Origin of the sequence: Mycobacterium sp. PSTR-4-N (genome assembly GCF_022348085.1) — a bacterium.
Lineage (GTDB): Bacteria > Actinomycetota > Actinomycetes > Mycobacteriales > Mycobacteriaceae > Mycobacterium.
Genome location: NZ_JAKRFN010000012.1, coordinates 1 through 26,751 on the forward strand (window position 1 = coordinate 1; position 26,751 = coordinate 26,751).

24 protein-coding genes and 2 pseudogenes are annotated in these 26,751 nt (G+C 63.7%); 14 read left to right on the forward strand and 12 right to left on the reverse strand.

The window, feature by feature from the left end; genetic code table 11:
* Positions 1 to 126 precede the first annotated feature (126 nt).
* Positions 127 to 516, reverse strand: a pseudogene (locus MHN84_RS16725) (AraC family transcriptional regulator); the annotation flags it as partial.
* Positions 517 to 977: 461 nt separating this feature from the next.
* Complete coding sequence (locus MHN84_RS16730; RefSeq protein ID WP_024444594.1) at positions 978 to 1,802, reverse strand: alpha/beta fold hydrolase; 825 nt, start codon at positions 1,800 to 1,802, stop codon at positions 978 to 980.
* Between the two features lie 156 nt (positions 1,803 to 1,958).
* Between MHN84_RS16730 and MHN84_RS16735 the strand changes: the two genes are divergently transcribed.
* The 7 genes from MHN84_RS16735 (at position 1,959) to MHN84_RS16765 (ending at position 9,080) form a co-directional block, all read left to right on the forward strand.
* Positions 1,959 to 2,171, forward strand: coding sequence for a heavy-metal-associated domain-containing protein (locus MHN84_RS16735; RefSeq protein WP_011856847.1), 213 nt, complete (start codon positions 1,959 to 1,961; stop codon positions 2,169 to 2,171).
* Positions 2,168 to 3,139 (forward strand): hypothetical protein, encoded by a 972-nt coding sequence (locus tag MHN84_RS16740; RefSeq protein ID WP_024444593.1) that lies wholly within the window; start codon positions 2,168 to 2,170, stop codon positions 3,137 to 3,139. Before MHN84_RS16735 ends, MHN84_RS16740 begins: the two co-directional genes overlap by 4 nt.
* A 40-nt stretch (positions 3,140 to 3,179) precedes the next feature.
* The gene (locus MHN84_RS16745; RefSeq protein ID WP_073683355.1) at positions 3,180 to 5,465 is read left to right on the forward strand and encodes a cation-translocating P-type ATPase; all 2,286 of its coding nucleotides are present in this window, start codon (positions 3,180 to 3,182) and stop codon (positions 5,463 to 5,465) included.
* A gap of 26 nt (positions 5,466 to 5,491) precedes the next feature.
* Positions 5,492 to 5,770 carry a YHS domain-containing protein gene (locus MHN84_RS16750; RefSeq protein WP_024444591.1) on the forward strand — a complete coding sequence of 93 codons (279 nt, stop codon included), beginning with the start codon at positions 5,492 to 5,494 and terminating at the stop codon, positions 5,768 to 5,770.
* A 70-nt stretch (positions 5,771 to 5,840) separates the two neighbouring features.
* Positions 5,841 to 6,170: a metal-sensitive transcriptional regulator gene (locus MHN84_RS16755; protein WP_011856766.1), complete on the forward strand. Its 330-nt coding sequence runs from the start codon at positions 5,841 to 5,843 to the stop codon at positions 6,168 to 6,170.
* 55 nt (positions 6,171 to 6,225) lie between these two features.
* On the forward strand, positions 6,226 to 8,358 hold the full coding sequence (locus tag MHN84_RS16760) for a heavy metal translocating P-type ATPase (RefSeq protein WP_024444590.1): 2,133 nt from the start codon (positions 6,226 to 6,228) through the stop codon (positions 8,356 to 8,358).
* A gap of 215 nt (positions 8,359 to 8,573) precedes the next feature.
* Entirely contained in the window at positions 8,574 to 9,080 is a 507-nt protein-coding gene (locus MHN84_RS16765) for a pyridoxamine 5'-phosphate oxidase family protein (protein WP_064280685.1), read from the forward strand.
* 34 nt (positions 9,081 to 9,114) lie between these two features.
* Here MHN84_RS16765 and MHN84_RS16770 read toward each other — a convergent pair whose 3' ends face one another.
* The 5 genes and pseudogenes from MHN84_RS16770 to MHN84_RS16790 form a co-directional block, all read right to left on the reverse strand.
* Entirely contained in the window at positions 9,115 to 9,999 is an 885-nt protein-coding gene (locus tag MHN84_RS16770; protein WP_082909142.1) for a hypothetical protein, read from the reverse strand.
* 234 nt (positions 10,000 to 10,233) lie between these two features.
* Positions 10,234 to 11,196: an AAA family ATPase gene (locus MHN84_RS16775; protein ID WP_064280684.1), complete on the reverse strand. Its 963-nt coding sequence runs from the start codon at positions 11,194 to 11,196 to the stop codon at positions 10,234 to 10,236.
* Between the two features lie 878 nt (positions 11,197 to 12,074).
* Positions 12,075 to 12,407, reverse strand: a pseudogene (locus MHN84_RS16780) (DUF3703 domain-containing protein); the annotation flags it as partial.
* Between the two features lie 37 nt (positions 12,408 to 12,444).
* A complete protein-coding gene (locus MHN84_RS16785) occupies positions 12,445 to 14,580 on the reverse strand; it encodes a cation-translocating P-type ATPase (RefSeq protein WP_064280683.1) in 2,136 nt (711 codons plus the stop codon).
* On the reverse strand, positions 14,573 to 14,956 hold the full coding sequence (locus tag MHN84_RS16790; RefSeq protein WP_064280706.1) for a metalloregulator ArsR/SmtB family transcription factor: 384 nt from the start codon (positions 14,954 to 14,956) through the stop codon (positions 14,573 to 14,575). Before MHN84_RS16790 ends, MHN84_RS16785 begins: the two co-directional genes overlap by 8 nt.
* Before the next feature lie 24 nt (positions 14,957 to 14,980).
* Between MHN84_RS16790 and MHN84_RS16795 the strand changes: the two genes are divergently transcribed.
* Positions 14,981 to 15,664: a thioredoxin domain-containing protein gene (locus MHN84_RS16795; protein WP_064280682.1), complete on the forward strand. Its 684-nt coding sequence runs from the start codon at positions 14,981 to 14,983 to the stop codon at positions 15,662 to 15,664.
* A gap of 206 nt (positions 15,665 to 15,870) precedes the next feature.
* Here MHN84_RS16795 and MHN84_RS16800 read toward each other — a convergent pair whose 3' ends face one another.
* Positions 15,871 to 16,401 (reverse strand): DUF1942 domain-containing protein, encoded by a 531-nt coding sequence (locus tag MHN84_RS16800; RefSeq protein ID WP_064280705.1) that lies wholly within the window; start codon positions 16,399 to 16,401, stop codon positions 15,871 to 15,873.
* Between the two features lie 197 nt (positions 16,402 to 16,598).
* Here MHN84_RS16800 and MHN84_RS16805 point away from each other — a divergent pair, with 197 nt between their 5' ends.
* Positions 16,599 to 17,753, forward strand: coding sequence for a methyltransferase domain-containing protein (locus MHN84_RS16805; protein WP_235716664.1), 1,155 nt, complete (start codon positions 16,599 to 16,601; stop codon positions 17,751 to 17,753).
* 179 nt (positions 17,754 to 17,932) lie between these two features.
* On the opposite strand, the gene MHN84_RS16810 is transcribed toward MHN84_RS16805, so the two are convergent.
* A complete protein-coding gene (locus tag MHN84_RS16810; RefSeq protein ID WP_064280681.1) occupies positions 17,933 to 18,364 on the reverse strand; it encodes a hypothetical protein in 432 nt (143 codons plus the stop codon).
* Positions 18,365 to 18,975: 611 nt separating this feature from the next.
* Here MHN84_RS16810 and MHN84_RS16815 point away from each other — a divergent pair.
* Both MHN84_RS16815 and MHN84_RS16820 read left to right on the forward strand, forming a co-directional pair.
* Positions 18,976 to 19,371 (forward strand): hypothetical protein, encoded by a 396-nt coding sequence (locus MHN84_RS16815; RefSeq protein ID WP_234788708.1) that lies wholly within the window; start codon positions 18,976 to 18,978, stop codon positions 19,369 to 19,371.
* 2 nt (positions 19,372 to 19,373) lie between these two features.
* Entirely contained in the window at positions 19,374 to 19,892 is a 519-nt protein-coding gene (locus MHN84_RS16820; protein ID WP_234788707.1) for a hypothetical protein, read from the forward strand.
* Positions 19,893 to 20,077: 185 nt separating this feature from the next.
* Here the strand turns inward: MHN84_RS16820 and MHN84_RS16825 are convergent, their stop codons facing one another.
* Positions 20,078 to 20,254, reverse strand: coding sequence for a hypothetical protein (locus tag MHN84_RS16825; protein ID WP_185292653.1), 177 nt, complete (start codon positions 20,252 to 20,254; stop codon positions 20,078 to 20,080).
* Between the two features lie 1,053 nt (positions 20,255 to 21,307).
* Here MHN84_RS16825 and MHN84_RS16830 point away from each other — a divergent pair.
* The gene (locus tag MHN84_RS16830) at positions 21,308 to 22,240 is read left to right on the forward strand and encodes a hypothetical protein (RefSeq protein WP_234788706.1); all 933 of its coding nucleotides are present in this window, start codon (positions 21,308 to 21,310) and stop codon (positions 22,238 to 22,240) included.
* A gap of 898 nt (positions 22,241 to 23,138) precedes the next feature.
* A complete protein-coding gene (locus MHN84_RS16835) occupies positions 23,139 to 23,279 on the forward strand; it encodes a hypothetical protein (protein WP_156448508.1) in 141 nt (46 codons plus the stop codon).
* A 130-nt stretch (positions 23,280 to 23,409) separates the two neighbouring features.
* Here MHN84_RS16835 and MHN84_RS16840 read toward each other — a convergent pair whose 3' ends face one another.
* Both MHN84_RS16840 and MHN84_RS16845 read right to left on the reverse strand, forming a co-directional pair.
* Positions 23,410 to 24,933 (reverse strand): ATP-binding protein, encoded by a 1,524-nt coding sequence (locus MHN84_RS16840; protein ID WP_234788705.1) that lies wholly within the window; start codon positions 24,931 to 24,933, stop codon positions 23,410 to 23,412.
* A gap of 187 nt (positions 24,934 to 25,120) precedes the next feature.
* The gene (locus MHN84_RS16845) at positions 25,121 to 25,318 is read right to left on the reverse strand and encodes an AlpA family transcriptional regulator (RefSeq protein ID WP_011856752.1); all 198 of its coding nucleotides are present in this window, start codon (positions 25,316 to 25,318) and stop codon (positions 25,121 to 25,123) included.
* 202 nt (positions 25,319 to 25,520) lie between these two features.
* Here MHN84_RS16845 and MHN84_RS16850 point away from each other — a divergent pair, with 202 nt between their 5' ends.
* On the forward strand, positions 25,521 to 26,732 hold the full coding sequence (locus MHN84_RS16850) for a site-specific integrase (protein WP_064280677.1): 1,212 nt from the start codon (positions 25,521 to 25,523) through the stop codon (positions 26,730 to 26,732).
* Positions 26,733 to 26,751: the final 19 nt, after the last annotated feature.

Here is a 26,751-nt window from a genome sequence, read left to right on the forward strand (position 1 = left end):
CGCAGCCGGGCGCGGAAGCAGGGTAGCCCCAGATTCAATGAGAAACGTCGCGATCGAAATTCTCATCCAATCTGGGGCAATGCAGGTCAGACTAGTAAATGTGCCCCAGATTCAATGAGAACGGACATCGATCAGCTCGTCGACCACGACGGCCAACGGACGTCGGCGGGTGAACGTCAACACCGGAGCAACAGTCCAGCCGGACCGAAGCGCGCGCAGGTGCGCCGAGCGCCCTGGGGCAGACTCCGGTTCCAAGAACACTACGGTGCCCTCCGGCGCGCCGACTTCGACTCGGTGTGGCGCATCGGCGGGCACGACCACCTTGGTGCCGCGATGCTGGTTGCCGTGCTCGTCACGCATCGTGAAAGGTGTTGTTGCGGTGACAATCTGGACGGCATGGTGGGCGTGTAGATCGGTGGTGCCAATCGATCCGGTGAACGCCAACACCCCAGGTCGCAGCAGTGCAGTCCCGCCCCAGTGCGGTTCACCGGTGATACCACCGCCATCCCGCATCATCGCCACGAATCGATGCTACGGCCTTCCATTAATCGACTTACCGCGGCGCCAGCAACGGGGAACATCGAATCAGGCGTGGAGCCATCCGCCGCCACGGGTAATGCAGGATATGCGCCGTGGGCCAGTCACCCACCGCCGCGCCTAGCTCGGGCTGCCCTTGTACCGTATACCCCTCAGGGGTACCTTCGTTGTATCACCCGGGGCGGGTAGCCCGACGACTGGAAGGCGTATCGCTGGTGAGCGTACAAGAAAGATTTCGGCAGCTCGTGCAAAGCCAGACCGCACGGTCGATCGCCAAATGCATCGCTTTGTGCGCGGTGGGTCGTGTCACTAGTGGGCGCCGCTCAGGCAAGGCCGGCGAGGGAAAGTCCTGCTGCGGCTGACAGCACCGCGACAGGCTGCCCCCGAGCGGCTTGCCGCCGGAGCGTGAGGCCCCTCACTGCTGCCGCCGTCCTTAGTGCCTAGTCTTTATGGACCCGAGTGTCCCGGTCCGATGTTCTGCGAAGGAAGTTCTCGATCGCTGGGCCGAAAGCGTGTGCCATGTCCTCAGCGTTGACGAATTGGCGGGACATCGAAACTTCGGCGAGGACCCCTCGTGGAAGGACATCGGCGAGGCTGTGGGCCAAGCACTCGGGGTGACGGATGTCGTCGCCGGCGATGACGAGCGTCGCAGTGTCGATGCGCCGGAGGTCCTCGACCGTTGCAAAGGCGCGGTCATGACCGATTGACGCCGCGGCCGCCGCACTGTGGGCGTCAGCGCGCGGAATAGCCTCAGCGACCAGGTTGGCGATCAGCGGCTGAAGATCAGGAATGAACAATTCCCAGGCGGCCTGCAGACCGCGGGAACGGGCATGCTCGGCGAAACGATCCATCAGATCGGTGTCTGCGGCTTTGTCCGCATCGTCCTCTATCGCTTCAGCACTGATGACCACCGCCGACCGGGCGATACGGGGGTGCTGGAGGCACGTCCGCAAAACGATGGTGCCGCCCAGTCCGGCGCCGACAAGGTGGGCGCAGGTGTCATCGAGCGCGTGAACGATCGCAATGACGTCGCTGACGTACTGATCCCATCGGTGCAACGTCGGGTCGGGACAACGCGATGCTCCGTACCCTCGAATGTCAGGCAACGCAACGCGATACCGGCCAGCGAGCCGGTCAGCAAGCGGTCGCATGCTGTAGTGATCCGGACCCCCACCATGAAGCATGATGATCAGTTCGCCGCGCCCGACGACCTCCCCCATGAGGGGCCAGCCATCATCTCCGACGTGCAACGCGCGCACCACCAACTGATCCCTCCCGTCGTTCCGGGATAGCGCTACGCGCGTCGACACCAAACCAATGACCCCGGAAAGTAACCCTTGAAGCATACCCCCAAGGGGTATATGCTCTCTTACGTATACCCGGTAGGGGTATCTACACCCGTCGAGGATAGGAGATTGGTGATGAGCACGAGCACGTACGCCGTCACAGGAATGACTTGCGGACATTGCGAGCTGTCGGTGCGCGAAGAGGTCAGCGAGGTCGCCGGAGTTGAAGACGTCGAAGTTAGCGCCAAAACCGGCACCCTGATCGTGACGTCGAGCCGTCCCGTCGACGACGCGCAGATCCTCAACGCCGTCGACGAGGCCGGCTACTCGGCGGTGCGTGTCGCATGAACGCCGCGGGACGATTGACAGCGTTTGGCGCCGGACTGGCAGTGGCGTTCACGGCTGCATACGTCACCGCCGCAGCGGTCGTCCCTGATACCGCGGCGACATCTCCCCAGACCCAAACTTCCGATGCTGCAGCGGATCACAGCGCGCCGCCGACCGAGCAGGCGTCGCCAGTCGATCCCTTCGCCGACCCGCCGGGGTTGTCGTTGGCCGAAGACGGATACGTCCTGAGCCCGGTGCGGTCCCCCAGCGCACCCAACGATCGGGGAACGATGAGCTTCACCATCGTCGACCCGGGCGGCACGCCGCTGCTGGACTACGCGACCGTGCACGACAAGCAACTGCACCTCATCGTGGTCCGTTCCGACGGCCAGCACTTCGCCCATGTACACCCAAGGCTGGACGCGGCCACCGGCACGTGGTCAACGCCGTGGACGTGGAACGCCGCCGGCACCTACCGCGTGTTCGCCGACTTCCAACCCGCAGGGGCGGGCAGCGCCAAACTCACCCTCACCCGAACCGTGCAGGTGGCCGGCGCGTTCGTCCCGGCGGTGGCGAGTGCCACACGCACCGTGGATGACATCGCCGGATACACCGTGAAACTGGACGGTGCACTCACCGCGGGCGTCTCCCACCAACTCACCGCGACAGTCACGCGCGACGGCCGGCCGGTGATGACCTTGCAGCCCTACCTGGGGGCTTACGGCCATCTCGTCGCCTTGCGTGAGGGAGACCTGGCGTATCTACATGTGCACCCTGAGGGGGCCGAGCCGGTACCGGGCGGCACCGGTGGGCCTGCGGTGTCGTTCGCGGCAACCGCACCCACAGCGGGGCGCTACCTGCTCTACCTCGACTTCAAAGTCCAGGACACCGTGCACACCGCCAGCTTCGTCGTCGACGCCGCACCCGGTGGCACCAACGAGCCCGCGCCAGAGCCATCGCGTGACGCCGGCCATGCCGGCGGGCACTGAGCTATCCCGTCCGAATCAGAAACTGAAAGGCAGTGGCTTCATGACGACATCGACACCGGTGTCTGGCCCGAGTGTGGAACTTCGCATCGGGGGAATGACCTGCGCCTCCTGCGCCAACCGCATCGAGCGCAAGCTCAACAAGCTCGACGGCGTGGCCGCGACAGTCAATTACGCGACGGAAAAGGCCACCGTCACGGTGCCTGACGGATACGATCCGGCGCTGCTGATCGCCGAGGTGGAGAAGACGGGCTACACCGCCGCGCTCCCGACACCGCGCACGCCGATGCCCTCCGACGCATCCGGTGACACCCCGCACGCCGCGGACACCGCCGACCCCGAACTGGCCTCGCTGCGGCACCGCCTGAGGGCCTCGGCCGTCCTGACGGTGCCGGTCGTCGCGATGGCGATGATCCCGGCGCTGCAGTTCACGTACTGGCAGTGGGCGTCGCTCACGCTGGCGGCCCCCGTCGTCGTGTGGGCAGCATGGCCATTCCACCGGGCCGCCTGGGCCAACCTGCGACACGGCACCGCGACCATGGATACGCTCATTTCGCTGGGCACCGTGTCAGCGTTCCTGTGGTCGCTGTATGCGCTGTTTCTGGGCAGCGCCGGCACGCCGGGTATGAAGCATCCCTTCGCGTTCACCCTGGCGCCGTCGCATGGCGCCGCCAACATCTACCTCGAAGTCGCCGCCGGCGTAACCACGTTCATCCTGGCCGGACGCTACTTCGAGAAGCGGTCCAAACGGCAGGCCGGAGCGGCACTACGAGCCCTACTCGACCTAGGCGCCAAAGACGTATCCGTCCTGCGCGACGGGACGGAAACCAAGATCGCCATCGAAGAACTCGTGGTTGGCGACGAGTTCATCGTGCGCCCGGGGGAGAAGATCGCCACCGACGGCGTGGTGGTGTCCGGTTCCTCGGCTGTCGACGCCTCGATGCTGACCGGCGAAGCGGTACCCGTGGAAGTCGCTACCGGCGACACCGTGGTCGGTGCCACCGTCAACGCCGGCGGTCGGCTGGTGGTGCAGGCCACTCGCGTCGGCTCGGACACCCAGCTCGCGCAGATGGCCCAGCTGGTCGAACGCGCCCAGACCGGCAAGGCCGAAGTGCAACGCCTGGCCGATCGCATTTCCGGCGTCTTCGTACCGATCGTCATCGCTATCGCCGTGATCACCCTCGGCGCCTGGCTGGGCGCGGGATTCTCAGTCGCCGCCGCGTTCACCGCAGCGGTCGCGGTCCTCGTCATCGCCTGCCCCTGCGCCCTCGGGCTGGCCACGCCCACCGCCCTGCTGGTGGGCACCGGTCGCGGCGCACAAATCGGCGTGCTGATCAAAGGTCCCGAGGTGCTCGAATCCACCCGCAAGGTTGACACCGTGGTGCTGGATAAGACCGGAACCGTCACCACCGGCAAAATGACGCTGGTCGATGTCATCACAGCGCCGGAAACCGAACGCGCGGAGCTGCTTCGACTGGCCGGCGCCCTGGAGAACGCCTCCGAGCACCCCATCGCCCAAGCCGTCGCCGCCGCGGCGGCCGAGGAACTCCAGGCCCTGCCCGTTCCGGAGGACTTCGCGAATGTCGAAGGTAAAGGCGTCCACGGCATCGTGGATGGACACGCCGTCATCGTTGGGCGCGAATCACTGCTGTCCGACTGGGCGCAACACCTCAGCCCGGATCTGTCCCACGCCAAGGCCCGCGCGCAAGCCCAGGGAAAGACCGTGGTAGCGGTCGGGTGGGACGGGCAGGCGCGCGGTGTACTCGTCATCGCTGACACCGTGAAATCGACGAGCGCACAGGCAATCTCGCAGATGCGTGACATTGGGCTGACCCCCGTGTTGCTCACCGGCGACAACCAAGCCGTCGCTCGACAGATCGCCGCCGAAGTCGGCATCGACGACGTCATCGCCGAAGTCATGCCCGAAGGCAAGGTTGACGTCATCGCACGCCTCCAAGCCGAAGGCAAGACGGTCGCCATGGTCGGCGACGGAGTCAACGACGCGCCCGCCCTCGCCCAAGCCGACCTCGGTCTGGCGATGGGCACCGGCACCGACGTCGCCATCGAGGCCTCCGACATCACCCTGGTGCGCGGTGATCTGCGCAGCGCCGTTGACGCGATCAGGCTGTCCCGCGAAACACTGTCGACGATCAAAACCAACCTGTTCTGGGCGTTCGCCTACAACGTCGCAGCGATCCCCGTCGCAGCACTGGGCATGCTCAATCCGATGCTGGCCGGAGCCGCAATGGCATTCTCCAGCGTCTTCGTGGTGGGCAACAGCCTGCGCCTGCGCCGCTTCAAAACCACTTCCGCCGACACCACCAGTTAAATCACCGCCACCTGTGAGGAGAACCAATGTCCGAGAATCAGAACCGCACGTCAGCCTGCTGCTGCAGCGGCGCAGCCGACAAAATCGATACCTCACCCATCGACCCTACGGCGAGGAACCTGCTTGACCTCGGATCGCAGAACGAGACCACCTGCCCCGTGATGCCCGGCACGCCGGTGAACAAGACGGTCGCCGAAGCGGCGGGACTATTCCGTGACTATCGCGGTCGGCGTTACTGGTTCTGCTGCAAGGGATGCGGACCACGTTTCGACCGCGACCCCGACAAGTATGCCTCCGCCGCATGACCGCGACCCTCGTCGCGCACTCCTCGCCGGGCACCCGAAGTTAGTCACCACCACGCACAAGGAAAGCGTCATGACCCACGCCGACAACACCAGGCACTGCCCCTCAACAGGCACCACCCACCACGGCTACATCACCGATAAAGACAAATACCTCAAGCGGTTGAAGCGCATCGAAGGCCAAGCCCGCGGCATCAGCAGAATGATCGAAGAGGAGCGGTACTGCATCGACATCCTGACCCAAACAGACGCGCTCACCAAAGCCCTCCAAGGCGTCGCGCTGGCACTGCTTGACGACCATCTTCGCCACTGCGTCCGTGACGCCGCCGCCACCGGCGGACCGGCCGCTGACGCCAAACTCACAGAAGCCTCTGAAGCCATCGCCCGCTTGGTGCGTTCCTAACACCCACATCATCAATGCGCGTCGACTGAAACGCGAAGTCCCCTAAGGAAAGAACATGACAAACCGCGATGACCACGGCGTAGCAACATCCCACCCTGGCGGGCACGCCCACCACCAATTCCCCAGCGCACACCCTGACACCCACCCACACGGCGAACACCACGGCCATGACAATCACACCGGCCACACTGGCCATAGCGGCCACGGCGGTGACCACGTGGCCCAATTCCGCAAGCTCTTCTGGATCAACCTGATCATCGCCATACCGGTCGTCGCGTTCTCGACCATGTTCGCGATGCTGCTCGGTTACGACGTCCCCGACTTCCCCGGCGCACGCTGGATCGCGCCCCTGCTCGGGACAGTGATGTACGTCGTCGGTGGCCGCCCCTTCCTCACCGGTGCGCTGAACGAGGTCCGTTCCCGCAAACCAGGAATGATGCTCCTGATCGGACTGGCGATCACCGTCGCCTTTTTCGCGTCCTGGGGCGCGAGCTTGGGCCTGCTCCACCACGAGCTGGAATTCTGGTGGGAACTCGCCCTTCTCATCGTCATCATGCTGCTCGGCCACTGGGTAGAAATGCGCTCGCTGGCCCAGACCACCTCAGCGCTGGACTCACTGGCCGCACTACTTCCCGACGAAGCCGAGAAGATCGACGGCGACCGCACCGTCACCGTCTCGCCGACCGACCTGCACGTCGGCGATGTCGTTGTAGTCCGACCCGGCGGCAGCATCCCTGCCGACGGCAAGATCGTCGACGGACGCGCCGACATGGACGAGTCCATGGTGACCGGCGAATCCCGGCCCGTTACCCGCGGCGTCGGGGATCCCGTCACAGCCGGCACCGTCGCCACCGATTCCGGGCTTCGGGTCGAGATCACCGCCACCGGCGACGACACCGCCCTAGCAGGCATCCAACGCCTAGTCACCGAAGCGCAGAATTCGTCCTCGCGTGCCCAGCGCCTTGCTGACAAGGCCGCCGGCTGGCTGTTCTGGTTCGCCCTGATCACCGCCGCGATCACCGCGGCGGCATGGACAATCGTCGGCAATCCCGATGCCTCGGTGGTAAGAGCGATCACCGTGCTGGTCATCGCCTGCCCTCATGCGCTGGGCCTGGCGATACCACTGGTCGTGTCCATCGCCACCGAACGCGCCGCCAGAGGCGGCGTCTTGATCAAAGATCGGCTGGCCCTGGAAGGTATGCGCACTGTCGACGCCGTGCTGTTCGACAAGACCGGCACCCTGACGAAAGGCGAACCCACCGTCACCGCCGTCGAGGCGACCGGAGACGACGACGGCGACATCGTGCTCGCGCTCGCCGCCGCCGCCGAGACCGACAGTGAACACCCCCTGGCGCGGGCCATCGTGAAAGCCGCCGAGGATAGGGGATTAACGGTGCCGCGCGCCAGCGGCTTCTCGTCCTCTCCTGCCGTCGGTGTGACTGCGACGGTCGACGGGCACGAAATCCGAGTGGGCGGCCCCCGACTTCTCGAAGAAGTCGGCGCCCAGGAGGTCCCCGCGGCCACCGCGTGGCGCGGCGAAGGCGCCATCATTCTGCACGTCATCCGCGACGGAGAGGTGCTCGGCGGCCTGCGCTTGGCCGACGAGATCCGCCCCGAATCCCGCGAAGCCGTCGATGCGCTTCACAAGCTTGGCGTGCAAGTCGTCATGATCACCGGCGACGCCGAAGCCGTCGCCAATAGTGTCGGCCACCAGCTGGGCATCGACCGGGTGTTCGCGGGGGTGCGCCCCGAAGACAAGGCGTCGAAAGTTGCTGCCCTGCAACACGAGGGCAAGAAGGTTGCCATGGTCGGCGATGGAGTCAACGATGCCCCCGCCTTGGCGCAGGCCGATGTCGGCATCGCCATCGGTGCCGGCACTGACGTCGCCATCGCTTCCGCCGGTGTCATCCTGGCCAGTTCCGACCCCCGCTCGGTGCTGTCGGTCATCGAGCTGTCCCGCGCCAGCTACCGCAAGATGAAACAGAATCTCTGGTGGGGCGCCGGGTACAACCTCATCTCTGTGCCCCTGGCTGCTGGTGTGCTGGCACCCATCGGCATCGTGCTGCCCATGTCGGTCGGCGCCATCCTCATGTCACTGTCAACGATCGTCGTCGCGCTCAACGCGCAACTTCTGCGCCGCCTCGATTTGACGCCCGAGGCGAGCACCCGCGCCGTTCTCAACCGTTAGGGGACGGCCCACCATGTGGAGCATCCGGCGACCATGTGAAGTTCGAATCGCCGCTCCCAACCATGTGGAGCTTCGCACGAAGAAAGCAAATGCAGTCGCCGGTCGAATTCTCAATTATCCGTCGACCGCCGGTACCTTCGGATGCGCCGTAGACGGCGTGTAGCTGAGCGACAAGCCACCCAATCGGAGCCGGGGAAGCGGAGGAAGGAGCACCAGTGACCGACCTCGCCACTGTCGAAAATTCGATTCGACGACGGTCGTTCGGCACCCTGTCGACGCTCGATAGCAGCGGCAACCCCCACGCGACGGCCGTCACGTACGCAGCGGCCGGTGAAGGCACAAACCTGACGTTGTACATCACGACCCGTACTACGAACGTCAAGGTTAAAAACATTCGACGACGCCCACAGGTAGCCTTCGTCATTCCCGTGCCGCACCGCTTTCTCCCCATGATGCCGCCGGCAGCTGTGCAGTTTGCGGGGTCGGCCACAATACTGAACCACGAAAACGCCGACGCGCGAGGGGCATTCCACGCGGACTGGTTTCTCCGTCGCATTCTCGCCGCCGAGGAGCGCATCGTCTCTCAGCGTGCTGAGCTGTGCTTCATCGCAGTCCGGCCGAGGCGATGGTTATCCACCTACGGCATCGGAATGTCGGCCCTCGACATCGTGCGTCATCCGGGCGACGCCATCGGGCGGGCAGACCTGACGGGCGGAAACTAGCCGTCAGGCCGTGGATTGGCCATACAGACGTAGGTCAATGCACATGGTCGTGGTCTTGGTGGTCGTCTAGCGGCGTCGCCGCTGGAAGCGGCTCGCTGATGGGCACGGGCGTAGCCTGCTCAGGCGCGCCGCCAGAGCCAGCGCCTGGTGCAGGAGCTTCGACTGGGCGCACGGCAGGCGGGGAAGACGTCGGCTCCAAATCGTAATTGTGATGGTCGTCGACGTGTTCTGCACCGGTTCCGTGATCATCGGAGGCGGGCTCCCCAGCGGGCGCTGCAGGGGATGGTTCAGGATGGCTGTGATGGTCGTCAGTCTGCTCTGCACCAGGTCCGTGGTGATGAGCCCCTGCTTCAGCGCCGGCTGGGGCGTGGTGGCCGTGCCGTAGACCAGAGGCAGCGCCCACTGTGGACGCCAACGTGACGATCCCAATCGCGCCCAGGAGCACCATGGCACTGCCGAAGGCGGGCACCGGTTCTCCTTGAAGGCCGCGGTGCCAGACCCAGCCAGCGCCCATGACGACATAGATCTGAAGCAGCAACGCGCATAGGTCCGCGGCTTGGATCAGTTCGGCTTGACCGGCGTGGGGCCCGAGCGGCGCTCCCGCGGTTCTCGACACGGACCAAAGCGCAATAACGGCAAGGTTGACCATGATGCCAAGAGCTAGCACCGGGGTGGTGGTACGGGTGAGTACTAGCCGCGCCCACAACAGTTGGAACAGCGCGATTGCCGTAAAAAACAGGCCCGCTGGCATCCATTCCTGCCAGTGCGTGGGAACGACGGCGAAGTGGATTACAGAAGCGCCTAGTGAGGCGAGCGCGGCAAGCCGAGCCGCTAACCGGCTGTCGGTCTTCTTCGCTGTCCTAGGCGCCACCGAACAAGGATGACAGCGCCACCCTAGACACTGGCTGCACGAGGCCACATCTCAACCCGACCGAGATTCATTCGTCATCAACTACTGCCGTCCTACGTAGATGGATCGATGCGACCCTTCGTCTGCGAGTCTCAACCACCGCCGTTTGGCGATAACCAACACCGGCTTCTCTTGAGACCTCGCCGATGCGGCAGTAGCGCACGTCGCTGTTCGCGTCCGGAACTGGCTCAGATTGTCGACGGGACTACGCGCGTCACCGTGCGGGGCGCCGAAGGACAGAGGTCACATCTGCCTCATGGCGTTGCGCTGCTTGAGCTGTTCGCGCACCACATCCTCGATACGGCCATCGGGTAGCGACAACACATAGCGCCGCATGACATCCAGCGCAAACTCCTCAATGTCGGCGTAGCTGGCACCGGCAAGCTTGTCGGCGAGGGTGCGCGGCGCCATACCGAGGTTCCCGCCGAGCCGCATACGCAGCTGCTCGAGAAAAGTCGTGGCCTGTATGCGCGACGGGGGATGCAGTGCTAACCGCACCTGAAAGCGGCGCCATGCCGCGCGGTCGAGCAGTTCGCCATGGTTGGTCGCGCAGACGGCGACGACGTGGGAGGGCAAGCGATCGATCTGTAGGAGCAGCGTCGAAACGACGCGCTTGATCTCGCCGGTTTCGTGCGCGTCGGAGCGCTCCTTGGCGATGGTGTCGAACTCGTCGAAAAAGAGCACGCAGCGCCGAGTCCTTGCGAACTCGAAAACGTGATCGATTCGACTCGTTGTCTCTCCAAGAAAGCTAGATACAACTCCCTCGTAACGCACGGCGTAGAACGGCACCATCAACTCCGCTGCCAACACTTCAGCAAGCGAGGTTTTACCGTTACCAGGCGGACCTTCCAAAAGGATGCGGTTACGCGGTTCCAGGCCGTGGCTGCGGAGAAGCTCGCTACGGTGATGCTCCTCGATGATCTCGTTCACCGCCGCCGTGACGGCAGGCGCCAGATGCACCTCTGACAATCGCCGTTTAGGCACAATTTCGGTGACCAGATCAGCGACCTGGCGGGCGGTGTCATCACGGGCGAGCAGGCTGCGAGCACCGGCAGTGGTGATCAATTCGGACAGACGATCAGCCACAAGATGGTGCTGATTGTTGCGCTCCTCGGCGATGATCGCCTCCACCAGCATGCGAAAGCGGGCGACGTCGCCACGCTGCTGCGCCTCGACCAGATCAATCACTAGGTCAGACCTCGCCATGTGGCCCCTCCTTGCGCAATGCGCTCGCTCGATCATTGCAGATGCGTTCACCACCGCGGGTTCGGCGCCGTACTGTGTCGTGCCCGCTAGCAGCGCCAACAGCGCTCAGATAGTTGTCCGAGTTCTGCCGTAGTGTTCTTCGACCGCCCTGCGGCCACTGATCGCACGGGTGGCTTGTCGCCAGCTACCCGGGAGTGTCTCAGAGGCGTATTGGTGCGCCGGGCGGTCACGCTCGTCGGCGTTGGTCTAGTTCCGGACAGCAGGCCCCGCGACGCTCTGCGTGTCGGTGAGGCGAAGCTGCGTTGGCACGGCAGCAGCGCTGAGGTGTCGAGCTGGTCGCGGCCGTGACAGGCCTTCCGGTCACCGGTTTCGTCGTGGTTCACGTCGACAAAGACGCTGATGACCGCCGACATCGACGAAAGTGCATGGAGTTTCTTCTGCCGCACTTGGCGTTGATGCCGTGCCCACCGGCGAGCCGATCTTGGAGCTGGACACTCGGTCACTTCTGAGGACGTCGACCACGCGACACAGCGCGCCGAGGAAGCGAGACAGCGCGCCGAAACGCCCACCTGTCCGCAGCCCATCTCCACGAACAGGCCGGCGACGCACATCAGCGGGCAGCCGAGGTTCACGACCAAGCACCGTCAGCAGGCGTCGGAGACGTCACTGCGCACAAGGCCAAAGCTCAACGTCATCGCAGAGCGGCCACTTCCGATCGAGAGGCCGCTTCGCGCGACTACTACGACGCCGAGCAAGAACGTCACTAGTTGACTGTCTCGTTTCTGAAAATTTGAGACCAATCAGTTCCTGTCTTGATTCATCGAGACGAAGATTAGACCCCTGTCGTCTCGAACGGGTCTCGGCTTCACCCGTTGCTTGATGGCGGCGGCGAGGTCGTCTGGGATGGGCATGGGTGTCATGAGGCCCGCGTTGACGCGGCCGGTGTTGCCGACCGGGTAGCGGCCAGTCATCGAGCCGGGGGCGGCGACGATGAGGCGCAGGACTTGGCCGATGGCTTCGCGGCGGTCGTGTTGGCGAAGTGCGAGCGCCAGCATGGCGGCGTGGTTGCAGGTGTGCAACCAGGGACTTGGTTGGGAGACGATGTGTGCCCGCTCCAAGTGTCGCCACCGGGTCGCGGGGTCTGCGGCGTGTTTCGCGGCGGTCATTTCCGCTCGGTAGACCTTGCGGGCCTGCTCACTGATTCGTGGCATTGAGTTGGCTCCTGTCGTGGGGATGAGCTTGGTGGGGCTATCGGCGGCTGGTCCGCTTGGTGGGTGCGGTCGTGCCGTTGACGGCCGGTGGAGATGCGGTGGGGGCGCAGCAGTCGCACCCGTGCTCATCCTGTGCCGGGGCTGGGGTGATCAGGGAAAGGCTGATGCTGGTGGCGGGGGTCTGCGCGGACTGTAGAGGGCTGCAGCAGGGGTCGTCGAGGACGGGTGCTGGGCCGATGTCGAGGGTGTGGGTTGTGGTTCGCGGGGTTGTCGCTGTGACGCCGGGAAGGGCGGTGATGCGGGCGGAGCGGATGGCGTTGAGGATGACGAATATTTCGGTGGTTTCGTGGATCAGGACCACGGTGGCCAGGCCCAGGACGCCGAAGGCGGCCAGCGGTATCAGGACGGCGATGATGGCCAGCGAGAACGCGATGTTCTGCACCATGATCCGGCGGGCGTGGCGCGAGTGGGCCAGCACCTGGGGTAGGTGCCGAAGGTCCTCGCCCATCAGGGCGACGTCGGCGGTTTCGATGGCGACGTCGGTGCCCATGGCGCCCATGGCGATGCCGATGTCGGCGGTGGCCAGCGCGGGGGCGTCGTTGATGCCGTCGCCGACCATGGCGATGGGTCGGCCCGTGGAGAGGGTCGGCAGCAGGGCTGCCTTGTCTTCGGGTAGCAGCTCGGAGTGCACGGTGGTGATGCCGGCGTCGGCGGCCACCGTGTCCGCGGTGCGGGTGTTGTCGCCGGTGAGCATGGCCACCGTGATGCCCATTCGCTTCAACAGACGGACGGCTTCGGCGGCTTCGGGGCGAAGTTCATCGCGCACGGCGATGGCGGCGACCGGCTGGTCGTCGCGGGCGAGCACCACCACGGTGGCGCCGGCGGCCTGCAACCGCTCCACGTCAGCGGCGAGTGGTCCGGGGGCGACCCAGGAGGGTTTCCCCAGGCGCAGCCGGTGGCCGTCGAGGTCACCGTGCAGGCCGTGGCCAGCCAGTGCGGTCACATCGCTGGCGGCCGGCGAGTCGCCGGCGGCGGTCAGGATCGCTTGAGCCAGTGGGTGTTCGCTGCGCATCTCCAGGGCCGCTGCCCACCGCAGGGCGTCGGCGTCGCTGAGGTCGTCGGTGGTGATCACCTCGACGACGCGGGGCTGGTTGCGGGTGAGCGTGCCGGTCTTGTCGAGGGCGACGACGGTGATGCGGCCAAGTTCTTCCACCGCCGCGCCACCCTTGATCAGGGCGCCGTGGCGGGTGGCGGCCCCGATGGCCGCGACCACGGTCAACGGGACCGCGATCGCCAGTGCGCACGGTGAGGCGGCCACGAGCACCACCAGTGCCCGTTCCAGCCACAGCATCGGATCACCCAACACCGCGCCCACCGCGGCGATCACCGCGGCCAACGCCATGATCGCCGGCACCAGCGGACGGGCGATCCGATCCGCCATTCGTTGCCCGGCGCCCTTGCGTTCCTGGGCTTGCTCGACGATGTGCACGATCCGCGCCAGGGAACTGTCGGCGGCCGGGGCGGTGACCTCGACCTCTATCGCTCCGCCGCCGTTGATGGCACCGGCGAACACGTCGCTGCCGGGCCCGGCTTCCACGGGCACCGATTCGCCGGTGATCGCCGACAGGTCCAGGCTCGTCTGACCGGCTCGGATGGTGCCATCGGTGGCGGCGCGTTCACCGGGACGGATCACCATGACGTCACCGATGACGAGATCCTGGGGGGCAACGGTCGTCTCGATGCCGTCCCGCAGCACCGAGGCCTTCGGCGGCACCAGCGACAACAGGGAGCGCAGCCCGCGACGGGTCCGGCTGACGGCGTAGTGCTCCAAGCCCTCGGCGATCGAGAACAGGATGCCCAGCAAGGCGGCCTCGGCGAACTGACCCAACGCGACTGCGCCGATCGCGGCGATCGTCATCAACGTGCCGACCCCGATACGGCCATGCCGCAGATTACGCACCGCATCGGGCACGAACGTGATCGCGCCGGCAGCGACTGCAGCCAGCTCGACGGCGTGTGCGATGCCCTCGTAGCCGACCCGCCCGGCAATCCAGCTCACAGCGAGCAGCACCGCGGCCAGCGCCGCGAACTGCAATTCCCGTATTTGCCAAAGCCTTTCGGGACCCGCGTCGGGTTCGACGTCGTTGCGTGGCCCGCAGCACGCATCAGACACGATTGGCTTCCTTAGCGCTAGTTGCGGCCACGCTCGGCAAAACAGCTGCGGTTAACTCGCGTCCGCGCTCGGTCAGCTGATACATGACCAACTTGCCCTGACGGCGCGACGACACCAGCGCCGCGTTCTTGAGCTGGCGCAGATGGTGGGACACCAAGCCTTGCGGCTGTCCGACCACCCAGGCCATATCGCACACGCACAATTCGTCGCCGGCCGCCAGGGCGGCCGCAATGGACAACCGGGTCGCATCGCTGAGGCCGCGCGCCGCCGCGGCGGCGGCCTGGACGGTGGCGCTGTCGGGCACCGTGGCGCGAATGGACTCCGCGTGGGGCAGGTTCAGGCAGAGCAGATCGCAGGTATCCACCGGTTCACTCATATCCATATACTAAAGTACGTCGATATGAACATGAAAGGTCTCGGAGCGATCCTGACCAACACCCGCGTTCTGCTGACCGTCTTCGTTATCGCGTTAGCAACGATCGGGACCGCGGTGTTCCTCTCGGTCCGAGGAACCGACTCGGCGCCTCCGATTCAACTTGATGGGGCAGCCGGACAGACGGTCCGAGACAACAGTCACCGGCTCAACTCGGTACCCGACAGCGACGCCTACTTCGTGGAATTCCTCGATTTCGAGTGCGAGGGCTGTCGCGCGGTGTATCCCGCCATTGAGCAGCTGCGCGCCGAGTACGGCGATCGGGTGAACTTCGTGCTGCGCTACTTCCCGCTGCGCTCGCACTTCAACGCCGAGCGCGCCGCACGCGCGGTCGAGGCCGCCGCCCAACAAGGCCAACTCGAACCCATGTACCGGAAAATGTATGAGACACAAGCAGAATGGGGCGAGCAGCAGACTCCCGCCGACGACGTATTCCGCGGCTTCGCCCAGCAACTCGGCCTGGACATGAGCGCATTCGACGACACCTACAACGACCCGGCCACCCTGGAACGCATCCAGCTCGACATCGCCGACGGCACCGCATTAGGCGTGCAAGGAACCCCGACCTTCTTCCTCAACGGCGAACGCATCCAGCCGCGCAGTTATGAAGACCTCTCCACAGCGCTTGACCAGGCTTTGGTGCGCGGATAGACGTCTGTCTCGTATCTACTGAACGGCATCGGTTGCCTCACGTGGCAAGGGCGTGGAAAGAAGACCCTTAAGAATATTCGGCCTGGTTTATCAGATCCCTGGCTCGCTTTCATCGCAACCTGGCAGACCTGCAGCGCGTGACCCATGGTTTCACCGTCTGGCCCGCCCGCCACACGGGTCGGCCGCCAGACAATGGCTGCTCGTCCCTACATCTTTCCCGCACAGCAGGGGCACGGTTCCTTCATGTTGGCGCAGCAAGGGCATGCGTCCATCGGCATCGCCATCATCGTCTCGCCGCAGCACCACATCAGTGGCCTGGCGCCACCGGCGGTGTACGTGACCGCCATGGGGTACTCGCTGGTGACGTCAAAGTAGATCTTGCCGGTGGCCGTCTGCCCTTGAGTCAAGGTGGCCGGGGAAATTCCCCGCGGGCTGGCCATCTGCCACAGCGCTGGGTAGCGGGCGCCTACAGAGGTTGCGGCGAAGTTGGGGATTACCGGTGTCGAAGTGCCCAAGATCGCCGTCACCGTCGCGGTCGCTTCCCACAGCTGGCCGGCCACCGGGAAGTCAGGCACATCACCGCTTTTCTTCAGATCCGCGACCGACCAACTCTGAATGCCACCACCGTCCGCTACCTGCTGATGCGCTCCAAAGCGGTGCAAACAGTGCTCCGCCGCCGACGCCGCCCCAGCCGAGCCCAGTCCCGCCATCGGCGCCATCACAGCCAATACCGCCATCAAACAGAACTTGAGCACATCTACTCCCTACCGTGGGGCCCGGCAAAGTAATCGCCTCGCGTCTACAACCTACGTACCGAGATAGTAGATGATGTCAGAAGCCGATCGACATGGCCTTGCCCTGGGCTCCTATGACGACGGTTGACACCCGCCGCTGAATCGGAAGAGGTCGCCACGCGGTCAAGCACCATCGCCACTTGCCGGTCAACCGTCTGCAACTCTTCCCGCCGCGCCCGAAATCAGGAGCACCTTCGCTATCTGTAATCAGCAAATGCTTCGCCGCCGACACCCAGCTCATCACTGGCGTCGTTAGTGGGCGGCGTCGCGTCGGGCCGGGTCGGTCCGGCGTCGAAGGCGGCCATTTCAACGTAAGGCCGGTTACTGTCAGCGCAACCGGAAACAAGTTTTTGACCGGAGGTATTGACGTGGCAGTGCGAGGGGAGCGAATCCTGGCTGCAGCGCTGGCAGCAGCGGGAAGTCGGCGATTCCGGAACCGGATCGCCGGGCAAGCCGCCCGCTACTGGTCGGCGCCCACAGGATCGGCCTGGGAAGCGAACTCGCACTGGCGCAACGGAATCGGCGATCAAGCCTGGCTGGAGGTTGGTGACGACCATTGGAAGATCTATGAGACCTTCGCCCGAGCCCTTAATTCGCCCAGCCCGAACACGGTGATGGAGTGGGGCGCCGGCGGCGGGGCCAACGCCGTGGCTTTCGCCCCCCATGCGCAGCGCTTCATCGCCGCCGACATCTCCGAAGAAAACCTCGACGAATGCGTCCGACAAGTCCGCGCAACTTGCACGACACCCGTCGAGACACGGCGCATCGACCTCACCTGCCCCGAACAAGCCACCGTCGGATTGGCGGGCAGCAGCGACGTCTTCCTGTGTCTATACGTGATCGAATTAACGACCGACACCGACGCGGTACGGGCCATCCTTGAAATCGCCCGCACCGTGTTGGCTCCCGAAGGCATGGCGTTGGTCCAGATCAAGTACCACACCAGCGATCGTCGGACCCGCGGCTTCGCCGGGACGGCCTACGACCGAAACCTCGCATCGACCACCACCTTCACCATTGAAGAGTTTTGGAACCTGGCGGCAGAGTGCGGACTCACCCCAAGGCTAATCACTTTGGTGCCGGAAAACCGTCTCGACAGCCGCTACGCCTACTACGCCCTCACAAATCCAGCCGCCGTGCAACCCGCGCCGCCTGACGAGCACCTGCTCGACGTCAAGTACACAGAGTTCGCCGCCACATTCAACGCTGACGTCGCCGACGCAGAGAGGCGCGCGGCGCGCGGCAACTACATAAGCCGCCGTGAGGGCGAACAACCGTCGACGACTGACGGTTAAACGGCTTGCCGCTGATTGGTGTAGTAACCGACTCTCCCTGCGTGGACGGCGCGGTGGCATCGTGGGCAGTTCGGATCATTCCGAGCAGCCAGCCCCTAGTTGCTCGCGAATTTGGCTGTGGTGGTGGACGATAGCGCGCGGCTCGTCCTACGTTTGCGTCTATGAGCGGAAGTGAGAAGTTACGGGCGCGCAAGCGTGCGGTGGAAGCGCAGCGCAGGGCGAACGAGAAACGCGCGAGCCTTGAACGTGCCAATGTAGACGATGCCGCCTCGGTTCGTGTGCTGCTCCAGCGGCTGGGCGCCGTTGACGCTTGGGAGAGTGCGCGCCTCGATCAAGTGAATGAAAACGTGCGCACGGACGCAGCCCGCAAGCGTGTGAGTCATTTCGTCAACCTGCAAACGGTTACTGGGCGGATGAGGGACCGCGGTCAGACGATCGCGTCGATCGCTACTCTCGCTGAGGTCGAGGTTCGCGACCTCCAAAATGTCCTTCGCAGAGCGCGTGCTGACGAGGGCGGCGCGCAGCGTGCAACGGAGTCTCGAAACGCCGCGGCCCTCCGCGCAAACGGCGCAAGTCTGGGGAGCCATAGCGCAGTTGGCGTTGACCATCATCAACCGATCGCAGCGGACAACTACCCGACATCAGATCCGAACCGGTGCGTCCGTTGCGACGCGGTCATGCTAGATCCCGAAGTCACTTCCCGGCGGGGGCGTCCGCGTCGCTATTGCTCTGACACGTGCCGCAGAGACGCCTCGGCCGCGCGTACAGCAGCACAGCGGCACGGAGAACCGATTCGCATCGTCGAGGTTCCTCGTGCTGCCGTCCGAAGTGCATCGGGTACACAGCAACACGGTGCCACCGCTCCGGTAATTCGTTCCGCATGCGACGCGGTAGAATTCGCGCTCCGAAACGCGGATGCCATGAAGATATTATTGTCGAGTGTGGCTGAGCGGGCACGGCGTAAAGAGTTGGACCGCAGCACATTTGAGGCCGCCCGAGAACTCGCCAAAGTGGTCTATCCAAATAGGAATTAACGCGTACCCTGGCTCGGCGCTACCCCGTCAGATGCGACGCATGTCGTGTTCCGCCTTCACTTGATGGGGCATTGCTGGCCATGCAAACAGGCGGCGGCATCAATTCCAGCGTGACTGATCCTGACATATGAGAGTTCGGCTGGAATCAAACGTTCTGGACATGACGCGGCTGCCAGTGTCCTGTTTGCTTGAAATTGCAGATCAGCCCACTGAACTGGGAGTATCCGCTAAACGAATGTGTGCTCAGCTGTGGCGAAGTGTCTGTGCGAAGCGGTACTTTATGGGTCATGGAGCGTCTAGATCTGCAGCCGGCCACCGCGTGGGGCGGAATTGCGGCAGCTGGCGTGGCCGGTTCAGACGCCGCGTCTGTTGAACCGGCCGGTCCAATCGCTAGCGGCAGTCTGTCCATCATCGACGCCGCAGCCGGCCTCGCAGACTTCACTTCTGTCGCTGCCCAGCAGGGTCACGCGGCGGGGCTCCTTCTGCGGGTTGAAGCATTAAGCACTGCAGCGGCCGCAGCAGTGAATTCCCTTGTTGTCGTTGATGAACTGAACGCGACACAGCTTCGTTCCGTGGTGGAGTGACTGTGAGCAAGCTGGCGTTCTACCTCGCGGTCGTTAGCACCGTCGTTGCCATCATGTCACTCGCTGTGAGTCTCAAGATCTTCCCAAGTGGGCAGTCTGAACACGCGATAAGGCCGTCGACCTCGTCCACGTCTGCTGCGGAGCCCTCAGAAAAGCGCGACGCAGCAATTGAGGCGTGTGTTGGCCTGAGGAACTTCAAGAGCGGTGTTGGGATTGCGCGTGGCGCCTTCATCGATCGCGTCGACCGGGCCAATGACTGGGAGTCATCACAAAGCCTGGGGGTGCAGGGCTACTACTTCAGCGCGGTGGGTGCGGAGTTGAACTATATGGCCACCCGGCTAGGTCCAGGCGTACCACGAGAAATTGTTGATGCGCTCGCTGATGTCCGGCGGTCGATCGTGGCTGTGGTCGACGCAGATTTGCGCCGTGAACCCGCATCCGTTTCCAACGACATGGTTGATCAGTACTCGAGTGCCCTGCGGGCCGCTGAAAGTGCCTGCGAAGAAACGGGGGCCGGCTAATGGCCGCTCCACCACCCGCTCGTAGCTATTCACGCTTCATCGTGGCGCCCGATGTATGGCCGGTCACCCGCGAGCAATCTGAAGGACGGGCTGCTGCTCAACGTCGTCTGGCGATGGCGACTGCGGCTGCAGTAGATGCTCACCGGGTCGCCTTGCACGGCTTGCAGGTTGTCGGTGTGGCGCAGTCAAATGGTTTCGAAGCAATGCACGCTGCCTACAGGCGTATTCAGGTTCGGGCCGACGATAAGGCCGACGCGGATAAGGCTGCCGCTGATCTGATGCAGAGTGTTGCGGCGATCCAGATGAGTGCTGAGCTGATGATTGACACGATTGATGCTGAGGCACATCAACAACTGGTACACGTGCCGAGCAGAAGTCCCACCGCTATCAACATCATCACCAGTGCTGCTGCGCGGGCGCGAGGAATCGCAGTAGGGGCAGCCGATGAGATCCGCGCTCTAACTGTGCAATTCGTCCAGGGATTTACGCCTCTGCCGGAGGGACCCCCGAATGGCGATCCGTTTAGTACCGGCGATGACGATCGGTCGACCGATAAGCGATCCGACGAATCGCCTGAGCGTCCACCCGAGGTGGCAGTGGAGACCGGTGATACGCAGCCTCGTCTTTCGGTGCCAGACCCGTCTGATGCCGAATCCAGGTCTGGTAACACTGCGCCGCGGGTCAGCACCGGGCCTACCCCTGGTTCTTCATCGCTGTCACCGCACCCCCCGGCGCAGAGCGCCAGTCCTGCGTCCGTAGCCGCGGTTGGTGACATCGGAAGCAGTGGGGTAGGCCTCGCCGGACCAGGACGTTCCTCATCCATCGGCTCGTTGGCCGCGTTCGGAAGTTCAGCATCTCCGCTATCGGGATCGGGCACTGGAGGAATGTCGCAGTCGGGTTTGGTACGGCCGGCAGTATCTGCATCGCCGTCTCCTGCTGTCGCGCTGCAAGGGGTCATGCCTGCAAGTGGTCCTGCGCCGCTGTCATCGGTCACCGGCGCTCAGACGACTAGCTTCCCTGCTGTCGTAGCCACTGCGACGCCGGCGCAGCCGGCGGCATCTCCGAGTGGAATCTGGCATCCGTTAATAGGAGCGACCACGGGTGCCGTGCCAGCGTCTATTGCCGGGCCGCAGGTAGTGTCGAGTACTAATCCCTATCCAGCGGTTTCAGCACCCTTGCTGCCCCCGGGGCCGCTGGGTCCGCCGCCTTCAGTTCCGGCCGCAATTCCACCGGCCGCCGGTGCTGTCCCATTGATTGGCGGCGCTCACACCTCAATGGCGCCTGCCGGCGCATCGGTCGCGACGGCAGCGTTGACAACTCCCGCCGCGACGCTGCCGTCCCGGGTAGCGGCCGCGGCGGCCCGGGACTTGGAACGGCGGCGCAACGAGTCGAGTGATCTACAGACGGTTAAATGGTTGGCGTGGGAACTGTTGTACGCCACCGAATCCTGCCGAACCTTCGCACTGTGGGCCGTCGGCCTGATGTATTCAGCGGCTGGCGATCGGCATGTTGTGGCGCTGACACATCACGGTGCGGGTTACGTCCCCGCGGGGATTGTGGTCCCTAAGGGCGTGCGGATGCTCTGGTCTGACCAAGCTATTGGAGAGGGCTTTCGTAGCCGATGGATCGGAAATCTCGATCCGGCTGCGACACTGATCGCCTTCGCAGAAGTCAAGGCCGCGGAGCCGGCTGGCTGGCGCTTAGCCGCTGCAGCGACCACCTGGTCGGACGTAACAGCGCTCATGACTGCCGCGCAACGCTGGGGCACTGAATGGGCCACCTGCTCCGGTATGTCCATGCCCGCCTCAATCGGAAAACGTGACGCTATCGCCAACGCGAATACTCCGCACCGATTGGAGCGGGAGTACCCCGACCTTTTCGAGCGTGTAGCGCAACTTCGTGCCAGAGGGCTTACCCAGCGAGCCGCCAAACTGGTCACGGAAGCAATCGTTTCCGACGCGCGCCTTGCGATCGTCGCCGACGGTGGCCCCCGAATTCCGCCGAACTTCGACTCGGTGTGGCCGGCTGCAGCTGACGGCAGAGTAGACGCTTCGGATCGCGCCCGTTTCGCCGAAGCGGTTCAGCAGCAATGGTTCAGCATCGGAATGGTGCAGCCGGGTTGGGAAGATGAACGCACTGACACCGTCTGTGCAGAGTACAGGGGGCAATGGCTTATTTGCCGGGCGCTTGAGGTGGTCCTGGGGTGGATAGCTGACGACAACTGCGGGGCAATGCAGGCGGACCTGCCGCTGGAAGACATGATCTACGCCGCAGCACATGCCTACCTCGACAGTCGGGGAACCGGCTGGATCACTGCAATTTTCGACGCTGCAGGCGGTTCATCCTGATAATGGATTCGCTCCCTCAGGAGGTAGATGGTGAAGCTTGGCGCGCCGAGCTCGCGCGGCAGCATACGTATCTGGCGAACGTCGTCGATCAAGCATGTGCCTGGACGCGCGAGTTCCACGTGCAAACTGGGGTTGAGCTGTGTGGCAACTACACCTCACTAAAGAGTTATCCCCTGCTGGACTACGCGAACAGGCTGAGACAGCTCAGCTCAGCACTAAAAAGAGTGTGCGCAATTGCTTCGCTACAGCCTCCGCCGCCGACCTGGGACCGCACGACCCTGCATGCGCCCCCGGCTATAGCGGTGCCCGGGCGAGACCCAGATTGGCGACGGGCCGATTACTCGGAAGGCGGTCGGTACCTGCTGATGCTTCAGCCCACTTCGCCACCCGGATACCCGGCTACCGCTCGTGAACAGTGGAGCGCTGCCCTTCGCCTTGCGAGCCCAAGCATCATCGAACGCGAAATCGGTGTGCCGCAACTAGTTGCCTACGGTTGGATGGCTCGATCGGAGTTCGACAAAGCATATCGAGTGGTGCACAGAGCGTTTCTCGACAGTGCGGCCGCCACGTTTGGTCGTGCGTGGGCTACCGGATCTTCCGAGGATGGAACTCGTTCAATGACCGTGCTGGTGAGTTGGATGAAGGCACTGACCGACCATGGGTGCTCCTTGGGTGATTGTGATTCCGTGCTTCGCGACATCGAGGTCGTAGACCCGCAAGCTGTCGCGGATTGCAGAGCAGTCCAGGAAGTTTGGTGCCCTCCCACGCCCTGACCTGCTCCGCCGGCTGATACAAGACCGACGCAAATGCCAGAGTGGCGCCTGCGGCAGTCTTTGGCCTCACGGTGCTTCACTGCTCTCGGGCATGTAACCGGTGACCTCATACTCTTGGACCAATCGTGAAGATCATTGCAATGCAGGACCTCCTAGAGAACTTCGACGAAGTGCTCTTGAGCGTCGAACGAGGGGATTCATTCGAAATCCGGGCGGAGGATGGTCACGCCATCGCCCTGCTGCTGCCGATTCAGGATGAGCTCTAGGACCCAGCCACCCCACCGAGGCGAGCTGCCACATGTCGACGCTTCGCCGGTGTTGACGCATCATCAGACCGGATGAAACGGTATGCGATCAACTATCTGGGCACCTGTTTCCCTGCACCACAGCGCACGGTCAAGACGCTGCCGCCGTGCGACCCTCGCCAGCCTTCGCGTCGGCATTCAAAACTTTCTGCTGACTCCGGTCGAAGTTCGCGTTCTCGCTGATCTGCGTAAGCGAGAGACGCGAGGGTTGCGAGGCTCGCTGAGCCACAACATCTTTGTACGGCGGATAGATTGTCCACAGCAGTACGTTCCTGCGGTTGCGCGCGCCATCATCTTCGATCACCCATCCGAGGTTGCGTAGAGCGGGTGCGTGCCTACGCAGCAGCCCAGAAACGTCGCGACCGTTCTTCGGCCAGTCCCTCGGTCGTTGCCAGTCGTCGTTGACCGGTGTGAGCAGCATCAGCAAATCACTGCCGGATTGACCAACAGCAGGTTCTAATGTCCGCGAGCGAAGCTGTTCGATAAACGGGTCGACGGACAAACTATCCTCAGACAACTGATTGGCGCGCGACATGTACCGGCGTACGCCATTAGTCGACAAGATCTCGTCCACGGCCGCCAGCGTGCGACAGAAGTCCGCCATCCTGGGCGAGTCCTCAACTGTGATGGTCTCCAACCGATGGTGAACGGAGGCAGCCAAGTCAAGTAGTCCGCCAAAAATACCTGGTAGAGCTGCTTCCCACCGCTGTCGCATCTCGGCCTCTGACTGTCGCATTCTGGGGTCGATGCGTCGCAGCTCGACGATCGCTAGCCGCTCTGCCAGATCGGGTCGGATGGCGCCGACGTCGATTCCGTTGATAATCACGCATCGACGAAACTTGATGACAGCCAGATCGGCATCGGTATATAGAGACCGTTTCACCATGGCGTCGCCTGTCGCAGCGCGGCATAACGAGTCCGACAGCCACGGCGGGATGGCCGACAGGTTGTCCAGAGCAACGACCCACGATCCAGAAGCGGCAACCGCCCATGAGTCCGCGTCCCGCGGCGCCTGACGAAAGGGGGCGGGCGAAGGATCGATGAGTTCGACCAAGCTCCGTGTCGATGTCGTTTTAGCGCTACCTTGCTCGCCAAACAGGGCTAGTACCGGATGCGGGACGTCGCACTGAACCAAAGCAGCTACTAGGAACGCGAGAAGAACTGGGCGGTCCTCAACGGCGACATTGACGAACTCCCAGAGCTTCGTCACATCCCCGCGGGGGCTTGGTGCCGGCATCGCCCCCGTCAGCTTCGTATTTCGGAGGAACCGCACCGGCGCAGTGGGAGCCATCGACCACCTTCCGTCGCAGACTTTGATTACTTGACCGTTTGGATCTCCAGTGTCGATGTAGATCGTCCCGTGGTGGTCGGCAACGCGTAGGTTCAACTTGTCGGGTGCCTGCGTGGCCGCCAGACCTTCCAAAATCAGTGTGGCGTCGGTAAGTGCTTGGCCCCCGGCGACCGCACCGGTCTCGGTGAAGTAGCGAGCGGCGAGATCTGCCCGTAGGCCAGCCCTCCCACCACGCAGGAGTATCGCGAGGTGGGGTCGACTGCGTTCGGCGCCAAATGGTTCGCCGTCCTTGGAGACTCCGAGAACATAGCGTTCCCGGGCCATATCGACTAAGCGTGCCGCGACTGACTTCTTGTCCCCCTCCCCCCTGCCGCTCAAGGGATTTCCTGCCCGTGGTGCTGTCGATTATGGGCATGCTGCGCTATTCTCATGAGGAACTTCCGTGTGGCGTGATCGGGTGGTTCGAACGAAGGCCTCGGCTAGTCCCCGAGGTCTTTTTCGTGCGCAGGCACTAAGCGGCGTCGCCGCCTCCGCGGCGGGTTGCGCTCTCTCGCTCCGATATCCAGCGCAATACCTCGGCCCTCCGATAAACGACTCGGCGTCCCAAGGTGAAACTCGCCGGCCCAATATTCGAATGCCGCCAGTACCTCAGCGTCCCCATCGGAACTCCAGTGATGTCCGAAACTTCCTTCGCTCCTAGCAAATCCATCAAATTACTCCTCAGCTATGGTCGGTTCGCCTGAGCCAACAGTGACTGGTGACTTGACGGTCTGTCCACGACCACAGCCACATTCACTTGAAGAAAAGCCTTTCAATGACTCGGGGGTCGTGACGTCTTCGGCGGGCTCATAGTCCGGCCTCCGGACAACGAAGCGGATGAGGGGAGCGGAATACTGCGGTACTTTCAGCGTATGACGACTCGGAACGAGCGAGCGGGAATTGACGACCGCTGGCACAAACGAGTCAAGGCGCCGGACGGCGCGATGCGTACGGAGCGGTCTGCGGTATACGGCAAGGTCTCGCGCTGGCGTGTCAGATGGGTCGACAGCACAGGCGCTGAACGGACCAAGAGTTTCCAACGCAAGCCGGATGCGCAGGCATACCTCAACGGCCTGACCGCCGACCTTCAGCGCGGTGAGTATGTCGATCCGAGGAAGAGTGCGGAGACGTTCGGGTCGGTGGCGGAGCAATGGTTCGCCACCAAACAGCACCGAAAGCCGAAAACCGTTGCAGGATATCGCTCGTTGCTCGACACCGTAGTCTTGCCGAAGTGGGATGGTGTTCCGCTGAAAAGGCTTGACTACGAGTCCTATTCGACGTGGCTGGGGTCGCTGTCGGTCGATGGTGGGCAACGTGGAGCCGGTTTGTCGGCAAGTCGGATCACCCAAGCGCATCAGCTGGTAGGTGCTGTCCTGAAATACGCCCAACGGACTGGCAAGGTGGCGAAGAACGTCGCGTTGGAGATCAAGCGGGACGAGGATCTTCCCGAGCAAGCCGAGCGTGAGCGGCGCTACCTGAGCCATGCCGAGTTGTTGGTGCTGGCCAAGGCTGCGGATCGGTTCGAGACGCTGACGCTGGTCCTGGGGTACTGCGGGCTGCGGTTCGGCGAAGCCGTTGCGTTGAGACGCAGGCATGTGGGGGATCGGGTGCTGACGGTGCGCTCGTCGGCAACCGCGGTCACTGGTAAGGGCATCGTGGAGTCGACGACCAAGACGAAGCGGGATCGCCACGTGCCCGTGCCCGAACCTGTCTGGAAGAAACTCAAGGCTGAGTTGCCTGCCGATCCGAACGCGCTGGTGTTTCCTAGTCGGAAGGGCGGGTTCCTGCCACTCGGTGAGTACCGCTGGGCATTCGACAACGCGTGTGAAGACGTCGGCATCGAAGGGCTGGTACCTCACGGCCTCAGGCACACCACGGCGTCACTGGCGATCAGTGCAGGCGCTAACGTCAAGGTCGTGCAGAGACTCCTGGGGCATGCAACGGCGGCCATGACGCTCGACCGTTATGGGCACCTACTCAACGACGATTTGAGCGGTGTGGCAGACGCGCTGGGTAAGGCTATAGACAGCACTGCGGTATCACTGCGGTATTCAGGACGTCAGAGGAAGGCTGATACGGCCTAAAGTACGCTCTGAGCTGCAA

Bases quoted from the DNA above. Each gene is read 5' to 3' on its own strand.
- MHN84_RS16735 (WP_011856847.1), top strand. From the start codon at position 1,959: ATGAGCACGAGCACGTACGCCGTCACAGGAATGACTTGCGGACATTGC.
- MHN84_RS16740 (WP_024444593.1), top strand. From the start codon at position 2,168: ATGAACGCCGCGGGACGATTGACAGCGTTTGGCGCCGGACTGGCAGTG.
- MHN84_RS16745 (WP_073683355.1), top strand. From the start codon at position 3,180: ATGACGACATCGACACCGGTGTCTGGCCCGAGTGTGGAACTTCGCATC.
- MHN84_RS16750 (WP_024444591.1), top strand. From the start codon at position 5,492: ATGTCCGAGAATCAGAACCGCACGTCAGCCTGCTGCTGCAGCGGCGCA.
- MHN84_RS16755 (WP_011856766.1), top strand. From the start codon at position 5,841: ATGACCCACGCCGACAACACCAGGCACTGCCCCTCAACAGGCACCACC.
- MHN84_RS16760 (WP_024444590.1), top strand. From the start codon at position 6,226: ATGACAAACCGCGATGACCACGGCGTAGCAACATCCCACCCTGGCGGG.
- MHN84_RS16775 (WP_064280684.1), bottom strand. From the start codon at position 11,196: ATGGCGAGGTCTGACCTAGTGATTGATCTGGTCGAGGCGCAGCAGCGT.
- MHN84_RS16790 (WP_064280706.1), bottom strand. From the start codon at position 14,956: ATGAGTGAACCGGTGGATACCTGCGATCTGCTCTGCCTGAACCTGCCC.
- MHN84_RS16795 (WP_064280682.1), top strand. From the start codon at position 14,981: ATGAACATGAAAGGTCTCGGAGCGATCCTGACCAACACCCGCGTTCTG.
- MHN84_RS16800 (WP_064280705.1), bottom strand. From the start codon at position 16,401: ATGGCGGTATTGGCTGTGATGGCGCCGATGGCGGGACTGGGCTCGGCT.
- MHN84_RS16810 (WP_064280681.1), bottom strand. From the start codon at position 18,364: ATGATGGTCAACGCCAACTGCGCTATGGCTCCCCAGACTTGCGCCGTT.
- MHN84_RS16840 (WP_234788705.1), bottom strand. From the start codon at position 24,933: ATGGCCCGGGAACGCTATGTTCTCGGAGTCTCCAAGGACGGCGAACCA.
- MHN84_RS16845 (WP_011856752.1), bottom strand. From the start codon at position 25,318: ATGGATTTGCTAGGAGCGAAGGAAGTTTCGGACATCACTGGAGTTCCG.
- MHN84_RS16850 (WP_064280677.1), top strand. From the start codon at position 25,521: ATGACGACTCGGAACGAGCGAGCGGGAATTGACGACCGCTGGCACAAA.